We start from the raw sequence: 9,762 nt of genomic DNA on the forward strand, positions 1-9,762 counted from the left end.
TGCCCACCACCGCCCCCGACACCACCGCCAAGCGCGACGACACCGCCCGGCGCAACGCCGCGGCCGCCCTCCAGCGGGCCCTGGACCGGCGCGACAACGGCGGCGCCACCGGTCACTGACCCGCCCCGCCGCACGCCGGTCCCACCGGTTCCCCGCGGCCTCCCACCGGACGGGTGAGCCGCGGTCACCCGTGGGAGTGCACCGCTCCCGACCCGGGGTCGGGGCGCCCGGCGGCCTTCCGGACTGATCGTAATTTGATCCCTCCGGGAGGGTGATCGCCGTCCGCACGGTGCGCACGGCCAGCCGACCCTTCCGGGGGAGGCCGACCTTGCGCACGCCCCGACCCGAGGACACCGACCGGCCCGGACCGGGCCCGATCCGGTCCGGACCGGCCCGGTCCGGCTCGACCCGGTCCGGCCTGGGCCGATCCCGGACGGCCCGGGCCGTCCGGCCCCGGGCCGCCGTCCGGCGCGCCGCCGCCGGCGCGGCCCTGCTCGTCCTGGTCGCGGCACCCGGGCTGCTCGACCTGACCCGGGCGCCCGGCACCGCGCCGGTCTCCCGCGCGGAGTCCGCCGCGCCTGACGCCCCGGGCGACGCCGCCGCGCCGCCCGAGACCGCCCTGCTCGAACTCGACACCCCCGACAGCTGGCAGGCCTGGCGCGGGGCCCGGGACGAGGCCCGCCGCGCCCGCCGCTCCGCAGGGGACGTCCGCCGCGCCGCGGCCGGCGCCGGCGAACGGCAGCGGCGCGCGGTGGAGGCCGCCGCCGACCGCACCGCCCGCGCCCTGGAGGCCGCCGTGCCCGGGGCCCGGGTGCTCTACCGCACCGCCTCCGTGGTCTCCGGCCTCGCCGTCCGCGTGCCCGCCGACCGGCTGGGCGCGCTGCGCGGCCTGCCCGGCGTCCGCGCCGTCCACCCGATCAGCCGCAAGTACCGGGCCAACACCCACTCCGTCCCGCTCACCGGCTCGCCCGCCGTCTGGGCGGGCTCCGACGCCGTACCCGGGAACACCGGCAGGGGCGTCACCATCGGCGTCGTCGACAGCGGCATCGACTACACGCACGCCGACTTCGGCGGCCCCGGCACCCCCGAGGCGTACCGCGCCGTCGACGGATCCCGGCCCGCGCCCGCCGGCCTCTTCCCGAACGTCAAGGTCGTCGGCGGCCGGGACCTGGTGGGCGACGACTACAACACCGACCCCGCCGAGCCGCCCTACCAGCCCGACCCCCACCCCGACGCCAACCCCCTGGACTGCACGGCCAACGGCCACGGCACCCACGTGGCCGGCACCGCCGCCGGGTACGGCGTCACCCGCGACGGCCGCACCTACACCGGCCCCTACCGGCCGGGCCTCGACCCCGCCGGCTTCCGGGTCGGCCCCGGCGTCGCGCCCGGCGCCTCCCTCTACGCCCTGCGGGTCTTCGGCTGCCACGGCTCCACCGACGAGATCGCCCACGCCCTCGACCTCGCCGCCGACCCGAACCAGGACGGCGACTTCTCCGACCGGCTCGACGTGGTCAACCTCTCCCTCGGCGGCTCCTTCGGCGACCCCGGGGACGGCGACGCGGTGGCCGCCGACCGGCTCGCCGCCGCCGGGACCGTGGTCGTCGCCTCGGCGGGCAACGACGGCGACGTCTACGGCATCGGCTCCAGCCCGGCCGTCGCCTCCCGGGCGATCGCCGTCGCCGCCTCGGTCGACGGCCACACCGACGCGGACGGCATCCGTGTCCTGCCGCCCCGGGCCGCCCCGGAGGGGTCCGGGCCCGTCCCCGGACCGGCCGTCCCCGGACCGGCCGTCCCCGGACCGGCCGTCCCGGCAGGGCCCGCACCCGTCCCCGCCGCCGGATCCGCACCCGCGCCCGTCCCCCCGGGTCCCACCCCCGCCCCCCGCGCCGCGGGGGCCGGGCCCGCGCCCGCACCTCCGGGCCCCACCCCCGCCGCTCCGGGCTCCACCCCCGCCGCTCCCGCCCCGGCCGTCGCGCCCGGCGAACCCGACCCCACCGCCGCCGGGACGGTCGTCCCCGCCCACTGGAGCAGCAAGTACCCCGACTGGGAGACCCGCGACGTCACCGGGGAACTCGCCCTCCCGGCCGACGACGCCGACGGCTGCGCCCCCTTCGGCCCGGCCGACGCCGCCCGCCTGCGCGGCCGGGTCGCGGTGCTCGCCTGGACGGTCCGCGACGCCGACCGGGCCTGCGGCTCCACCGCCCGGGCCGACCACGCCGCGGACGCCGGGGCGGTCGGGGTGGTCCTCGCCGCCGACGGCGACCAGACCGGCGAGATCTCCGGCGACACCCGCATCCCCGCTGTGATCGTCGCCCGGGCCGACGGCGAGCGGCTCCGCGCCGCCGCGGCCTCAGGCGACCCCGTCCGGGTGCGGCTCGCCGCGCCCGGCAACACCCTGCGCGGCTCGGTGGCGCAGGACCGTCCGGAGCGCGCCGACACGCTGGCCGGCTTCTCCTCCCGGGGCAACGGCCTGCCGGGGCTGGTCAAGCCCGACGTCACCGCGCCCGGCGAGACGATCCTCTCCGCGCAGGCCGGCTCCGGCTCCGGGGGCGTGCGCAAGGACGGCACCTCGATGTCCGCGCCGCACGTCGCCGGGGCCGCCGCCCTGGTGCGCGCCGCCCGCCCGTCCTGGACGCCCGAGCAGGTCAAGGCGGCCCTGATGGACACCGCGGGCGCCGACCTGACCACCGGCGAGGGCGGCACGGGCGCGGTCTACGGCCCGGAGCGCGTGGGCGCCGGGCGGATCCGGGCGGACCTGGCCGTCCGCACCCTCGTGGTCGCCGCGGCCTCCGGCGCCGGGGTGCCGCCGGGCGCGGTCGGCGTCTCCTTCGGCGAGGTGGCGGCCACCGCGCCGGTGTCCCTCACCCGCGAGGTGGAGGTGCGCAATCTCGGCGACCGGCCCGTCGCCTACCGCACGGGCTACCGGGCCGCCACCGCGGTGCCGGGCGCGTCCTACGCGGTGGAGCCCGCAGCGGTGTCCGTACCGGCGGGCGGCACGGCCGTGGTCCGGGTGACCCTGCGGATCCCCGACCCCGCCGCGCTGGAGGCGCGGCCGGACCCCACCCTGGACCCGGAGCAGGCCGGGCACGCCCGCGTCTACCGGCCGGAGGCGTCCGGGAGGCTGGTCCTGACGCCGGAGGGCGGCGACGGGCTGCCGGAGCTGCGGGTGCCGGTCCTCGCCGCCCCGCACGCCGCGTCCCGCCTCACCGCCGCCCTGGTCTCGCGGCTCCCCGCGGACGGCTCGGGCCGGCCGGGCCTGCTGGTGCGGATCGACGACGACCCCCGTGCCGCAGGCCGGACCGCCGGCACGGCCGCCGCGGATGCGCCGTCCCTGCTCGGCGCGTTCGCCCTGGGCGCGGAGGGGGCCCGCTGGCCGGACTGCGGCCCCCGCCCGCCGGCGGGCGGCGCGGACTGCGCCGCGTACCCCGCCGACCGGGCCGCCGACCTGCACTGGGCCGGCGCCGCCAGCGACGCCCCCGCCGTGGCGGCCCGGGGCGGCGACCCCCTGGAGGACGGCACCCTCTACCTGGCCGCCGTCTCCTGGGCCGCCGCCCCCACCCCGGTCGGCAGGACCGCGGTGCGGGCCTCCCTGGACACCGACGGGGACGGCCGCACCGACGCCGTGGTCGAGGCCGACCGCCTGCCCGGCAGCGACGTGCTGGTGGCCCGCACCCTCGACGCGGCCACCGGCACGGAGCTGGACGTCCAGCCGCTCGGCGCCCGGTGGGGCGCCGCCCCCGGACTGCTGGACAGCGGCACGGTCGTGCTGCCGGTGCGGCTGGCCGCGCTGCCGGGCCTGCGCCAGAGCACCGCGCTGATCCGCTACGCCCTGTGGACGGGCCCGGCCGGGGGCGACGGCGTCCCCGACGTCCGCCGTGCCTACGACGCGCTCGGACTGTCCGGGGGGCGTCCGGCGCTGACGCTGGACGTGCTCCACCCGGCGCTGGACGTCCGGGCCGGCACCGGCGGGCCCCCCGCGGTGGCCGTGCCGGAGGGGCCCGGGATGCTGCTGGAGGTGCGCCGCGACCCGTGGGCGTACGACCCGTGGGCGTACGGCCTGGGCACGGGCGGTCTCGGGACGGGCGGTCTCGGGACGGGCGGCCTGGGCGGGGGCGGCCTCGGGGCCGGGGGTGCGCTGCTGGTGGTCCACCAGGGCAACACCGACGACAGGCGCGCCCAGGTGGTGCCGCTGCCCCTCTGGTGAGAGCCGCCCCCCTGGCGGCGCGGGCGTCCCGGCCCGCCCGCCCGGATCGTTCGTCCACATGGCGGACGGTCCGTGTCATCACCTGGGACGGGCGAGTAGGGTGCCGACATGTCTCGCAGCATCCGCCTCGCAGTGATCCCCGGTGACGGTATCGGCCAGGAAGTCGTGGCCGAGGGCCTCAAGGTGCTCGGCGCGGTGCTCCCCGCCGGCACCAAGGCCGAGACCACCGAGTACGACCTGGGCGCCCGCCGCTGGCACGCCACCGGGGAGACCCTCCCCGACTCCGTGCTGGAGGAGCTGAAGGGCCACGACGCGATCCTGCTGGGCGCGGTCGGCGACCCGTCGGTGCCGTCCGGCGTGCTGGAGCGCGGCCTGCTGCTGAAGCTCCGGTTCGCCTTCGACCACCACGTCAACCTGCGCCCCGCCCGGCTCTTCCCGGGCGTGGCCTCGCCGCTCGCGGGCTCGCCCGGGATCGACTTCGTGGTGGTCCGCGAGGGCACCGAGGGCCCCTACGCGGGCAACGGCGGCACCCTGCGCGCCGGCACCCCCCACGAGGTCGCCACCGAGGTCAGCCTCAACACGGCCTTCGGCATCGAGCGCGTCGTCCGCGACGCCTACCGCCGCGCCGCCGCCCGCCCGCGCCGCAGGCTCACCCTGGTCCACAAGAACAACGTGCTGGTGCACGCCGGCCACCTGTGGAGCAGCATCTTCGAGCGGGTCGGCCGCGAGTTCCCCGACGTCGCCACCGACTACCTGCACGTGGACGCGGCGACGATCTTCATGGTGACCCGGCCCGAGCGGTTCGACGTCGTCGTCACCGACAACCTCTTCGGCGACATCCTCACCGACCTGGCCGCGGCCGTCACCGGCGGCATCGGCCTGGCCGCCAGCGGCAACATCAACCCGGCGGGCGACTTCCCGTCGATGTTCGAGCCCGTCCACGGCTCCGCGCCGGACATCGCCGGCCAGGGCAAGGCCGACCCGACGGCCACCGTCCTCTCCGTCGCCATGCTCCTGGAGCACCTCGGCCTCACGGAGGAGGCGGCCCGCGTCGAGGCGGCCGTCGCGGCCGACCTCGCGGGGCGCGTCGGCGCCCCCGCCCGCACCACCGCGCAGACCGGCGACGCGCTCGCCGCCCGAGTAGCCGGCTGAACCGCCGGTCCACTCGCCCGCGCCCTTCACCCACGAGGCGGCCCGGACGCCCTGCCGACCCGGCGGTTCAGCACCCCTGACCCCCGGCACCCGGTACGCATCCCGGGCCGCCCGTCGTGTCCCGCGGACCGGCGTGCGCCCCGGCGGCCCGCCCTCCGCCGCCCCGCCGTCCCGCCGCCCCGCGCGGCCGGCCGATGGCGGAGAGCCGCCGCCCGCACCGCCGGACACCCCACGGCTGTCCGACCGGGCCCCGGGAATGCGACCATCGAACCTGGGCACCGGTCGCGCCCGGCCCTGCGCCGGGCCGCCCGGCGGCCCGCCACGACGAGACGGTGAAGGACTCACGCAGCCATGACCACGGCACCCCTGGCCCAGGCCCCCATCACGATCGAGCTCAAGCCCTCCGCGCACCCGCTGCCCGCGGCGGAGCGCGAGGCCCGGCTGGCCTCCCCCGGCTTCGGCCGCGTGTTCACCGACCACATGGTGACCATCCGCTGGACCGAGGGCCGCGGCTGGCACGACGCCCAGCTGGTGCCGTACGGGCCGCTGGAGATCGACCCGGCCAACATGACCCTGCACTACGGGCAGTCGATCTTCGAGGGCCTCAAGGCCTACCGGCGGCAGGACGGCACCATCGCCACCTTCCGCCCCACCGCCAACGCCGAGCGCTTCCAGGCGTCCGCCCGCCGCCTGGCGATGCCGGAGCTGCCGGTCGAGACCTTCGTCGAGGCCGTCGAGCTGCTGGTCCGCCAGGACCGCGACTGGGTGCCGGCCGAGCCCGAGCAGAGCCTCTACCTGCGCCCCTTCATGTTCGCCACCGAGGTCGGCCTCGGCGTCCGCCCGGCGAACGAGTACCTCTTCATGCTGATCGCCTCCCCGGCCGGCGCCTACTTCCCCGGCGGCGTCAAGCCCGTCTCGGTCTGGCTCTCCGAGGAGTACGTCCGCGCCGCGCCCGGCGGCACCGGCGCCGCCAAGTGCGCCGGCAACTACGCCGCCTCGCTGGTCGCCCAGGCCCAGGCCGCCGAGAAGGGCTGCGACCAGGTCGTCTGGCTGGACGCCGTCGAGCGCCGCTGGATCGAGGAGATGGGCGGCATGAACCTGTACTTCGTGTACGGGGAGGGTGACGACGCCCGCATCGTCACCCCCGAGCTCTCCGGCTCCCTGCTGCCCGGCATCACCCGTGACTCGCTGCTGCGCCTCGCCGCCGACCTCGGCTACGGGACCGCCGAGACCCGCATCTCCACCGACGACTGGAAGGACGGCAACGCCGACGGCACCCTCACCGAGGTCTTCGCCTGCGGCACCGCCGCCGTCATCACCCCCGTGGGCTCGGTGAAGTCCACCCGCGCCGACTGGACGGTCGGCACCGGCGAGCCCGGCCCGGTCACCATGCGGCTGCGCGAGGCGCTGCTCGCCGTCCAGACCGGCCGGACCCCCGACACCCACGGCTGGATGCACACCATCTGCTGACGCGCCCCCGCCGTGCGCCGCGCCCCGGCGCACGGCCCCTCCCGCACGGCGCCCCGGCCCGGGGCGCCGTGCGACGATGGTGTCCTCCCCAGCCCGCTGCTCGTTGGACCGGCTGACGCCGGGAGGAGGAGAGCATGACCGCGGCCCCGCACCACGTCACCGCAGGACACGGCGGCGACGGCGACGACCTGCTGGCGGCCTTCCTGGCGCTGGACACGCCTGAGGGATTCCGCGCGGAGCTCGTCGAAGGGGAGATCGTCGTGACCCCGCCACCGGACGGCGACCACGAGACGGTGATCGGCCGGATCGTCCGCCAGGTCTACCGTTCCTCTCCCGAGGACATCGACTTCGCCCCCAACAAGGGACTGTCCCTCCCGGCCGGCCGCTTCATCCCCGACGGCACCTTCGCCCGGCGCGGCGCCTTCGCCGGCCGCCCCTCCTGGGCCGAGCCCGACGGCGTCCTCCTGGTCCTGGAGGTCACCTCCACCCGCCCCGAGCGGGACCGCGACGCCAAGCGCCGCGGATACGCCGCCGCCGGCATCCCGCTCTACCTCCTCGTGGACCGGGAGCGGTCCCGCGCCGTGCTCCACAGCGAGCCCCGCGGTGGCGACTACCACCGCTGCGCCTGGGTCCCGCTCGGCGACGTCCTGGAGCTCCCGGCCCCCTTCTCCCTCCCCCTCGACACCGGTGACCTGGACTGACCCCCGATGATCTCGAAACGGCGTCCGCATGCCGAGACGCACTGGGGCGCCCCGTCCGTCCTGTGCGAGACTGCGGCCATGCCCCCGCTCGTCGTGATTAACGGCAGCAGGCGCGCCGGTCCGCAGTAGACCGCTCCGACGACCAGAACCGGAGCGGCCACCGTGTCCCAGACCCGCGCGCAGACCTCTCGCACCCGCGAGGGGTCTTTTGTTTTGGACCGGCCGCGCGGGACCTCCCACAAGGAGGCCCCGCAGGCCGGCCGGCGCCCGCGGCGAGGAGGACGGCGGCGCCGGAGAGACCCGGCAGCAGCATCCACCCGGACAGGAGACCCACGGCCATGACCGAGGCCAGCAGCCACCCGGACGACACCTTCCACGTCTTCGACACCACGCTGCGCGACGGCGCCCAGCGCGAGGGCATCAACCTCACCGTCGCGGACAAGCTCGCCGTCGCCCGGTACCTGGACGAGTTCGGCGTCGGCTTCATCGAGGGCGGCTGGCCCGGCGCCAACCCCCGCGACACCGAGTTCTTCGCCCGCGCCCGCGACGAGCTCCACCTGCGGCACGCCCAGCTCGTCGCCTTCGGCGCCACCCGCCGGGCGGGCGGCACCGCCGCCGAGGACCCGCAGCTCGCCGCCCTGGTCGCCTCCGGCGCCCCCGTCGTCACCCTCGTGGCCAAGGCGCACGACCGCCACGTCGAGCTCGCCCTGCGCACCACCCCGGACGAGAACCTGGAGATGGTCCGCGACAGCGTCCGCCACCTGCGCGCCCAGGGCCGCCGCGTCTTCGTCGACTGCGAGCACTTCTTCGACGGCCACCGCGGCAACCGGGAGTACGCCCTCGCCGTCGTCCGGGCCGCGCACGAGGCCGGCGCCGACGTGGTGGTCCTCTGCGACACCAACGGCGGCACCCTGCCGAGCCGGGTGCACGAGGTCGTCGCCGACGTCCTCGCCGAGACCGGCGCCCGCCTCGGCATCCACGCCCAGGACGACGCCGGCTGCGCCGTCGCCAACACCCTCGCCGCCGTCGAGGCCGGCGCCACCCACGTCCAGTGCACCGCCAACGGCTACGGCGAGCGGGTCGGCAACGCCAACCTCTTCCCCGTGGTCGCCGCGCTGGAGCTCAAGATGGGCCGCCGGGTCCTGCCCCCCGGCCGGCTCGCCGAGACGACCCGCATCTCGCACGCCGTCGCCGAGGTCGTCAACCTCACCCCCTCCACCCACCAGCCGTACGTGGGCGTCTCCGCCTTCGCCCACAAGGCGGGCCTCCACGCCTCCGCCATCAAGGTCGACCCCGACCTGTACCAGCACATCGACCCCGGGCTGGTCGGCAACACCATGCGGATGCTGGTCTCCGACATGGCCGGCCGGGCCTCGGTGGAGCTCAAGGCGAAGGAGCTCGGCCACGACCTCTCCGCCGACCGCGACCTGGTCGGCCGGATCGTCGCCCGGATCAAGGAGCAGGAGAACGCCGGCTACACCTACGAGGCCGCCGACGCCTCCTTCGAGCTGCTGCTCCGCGACGAGGCCGCGGGCCGCCGCGAGCGCTTCTTCACCGTGGAGTCCTGGCGGGCCATCGTCGAGCAGACCCCGGGCGGCGGCGCCGTCAACGAGGCGACCGTGAAGCTGTGGGCCAAGGGCGAGCGGATCGTCGCCACCGGCGAGGGCAACGGGCCGGTGGACGCCCTGGACAGGGCGCTGCGCACCGGGCTGGAGCGGATCTACCCGCAGCTGGCCAAACTGGAGCTGGTGGACTACAAGGTCCGCATCCTGGAGGGCCGGCACGGCACCGGCTCGGAGACCCGGGTGCTCGTCGAGACCTCCGACGGCTCCGCCGAGTGGTCCACGGTGGGCGTGGCGGCCAACGTCATCGCCGCCTCCTGGCAGGCGCTGGACGACGCCTACACCTACGGCCTGCTGCGGGCCGGCGTGCAGCCCGGGCCCCAGGACCGGCCCGCACGGGGCTGAACCGCACGGGAGCGGCCCCCGGAGGCCTGAACCGCACGGGAGCGGGCAGGCGCCCGTACACGGCCGGGAGCCGGCGGCCTGAGGCCGCCGGCTCCCGTGGGGTCCGCCCCCGTGCCCGTCCCCGGGTCCGGCTCAGCGCAGCCGGGCGAGGAGGGCGTGCTCGACGAGGGTGATCAGCGCGGACTTGGCGCTGTCGCGGCGTCGGGCGTCGGTGGTGATGATCGGCGTGTCCGGGCCGAGCTGCAGGGCCTCGCGGACCTCGTCG

The 9,762-nt window shown here is 77.4% G+C and carries 5 protein-coding genes and 1 pseudogene; 5 read left to right on the top strand and 1 reads right to left on the bottom strand.

Going from position 1 to position 9,762, the window contains the following annotated elements; translation table 11 throughout:
* Window positions 1-328 precede the first annotated feature (328 nt).
* The 5 genes from LO771_RS11765 to cimA all read left to right on the top strand — a co-directional run bounded on the left by LO771_RS11765 (window position 329) and on the right by cimA (window position 9,497).
* The gene (locus LO771_RS11765) at window positions 329-4,207 is read left to right on the top strand and encodes a S8 family serine peptidase (protein ID WP_230650928.1); all 3,879 of its coding nucleotides are present in this window, start codon (window positions 329-331) and stop codon (window positions 4,205-4,207) included.
* Window positions 4,208-4,315: 108 nt separating this feature from the next.
* The gene (locus LO771_RS11770; RefSeq protein WP_230650931.1) at window positions 4,316-5,359 is read left to right on the top strand and encodes a 3-isopropylmalate dehydrogenase; all 1,044 of its coding nucleotides are present in this window, start codon (window positions 4,316-4,318) and stop codon (window positions 5,357-5,359) included.
* Window positions 5,360-5,710: 351 nt separating this feature from the next.
* A complete protein-coding gene (locus LO771_RS11775) occupies window positions 5,711-6,829 on the top strand; it encodes a branched-chain amino acid aminotransferase (RefSeq protein ID WP_230650934.1) in 1,119 nt (372 codons plus the stop codon).
* 134 nt (window positions 6,830-6,963) lie between these two features.
* Complete coding sequence (locus LO771_RS11780; RefSeq protein WP_230650937.1) at window positions 6,964-7,530, top strand: Uma2 family endonuclease; 567 nt, start codon at window positions 6,964-6,966, stop codon at window positions 7,528-7,530.
* 338 nt (window positions 7,531-7,868) lie between these two features.
* Entirely contained in the window at window positions 7,869-9,497 is a 1,629-nt protein-coding gene (cimA, locus tag LO771_RS11785; RefSeq protein ID WP_230650939.1) for a citramalate synthase, read from the top strand.
* 132 nt (window positions 9,498-9,629) lie between these two features.
* On the opposite strand, the pseudogene LO771_RS11790 reads toward cimA, so the two are convergent.
* Window positions 9,630-9,762, bottom strand: a pseudogene (locus tag LO771_RS11790) (ATP-binding protein); the annotation flags it as partial.

This window comes from Streptacidiphilus sp. ASG 303 (assembly GCF_020991365.1).
Lineage (GTDB): Bacteria > Actinomycetota > Actinomycetes > Streptomycetales > Streptomycetaceae > Peterkaempfera.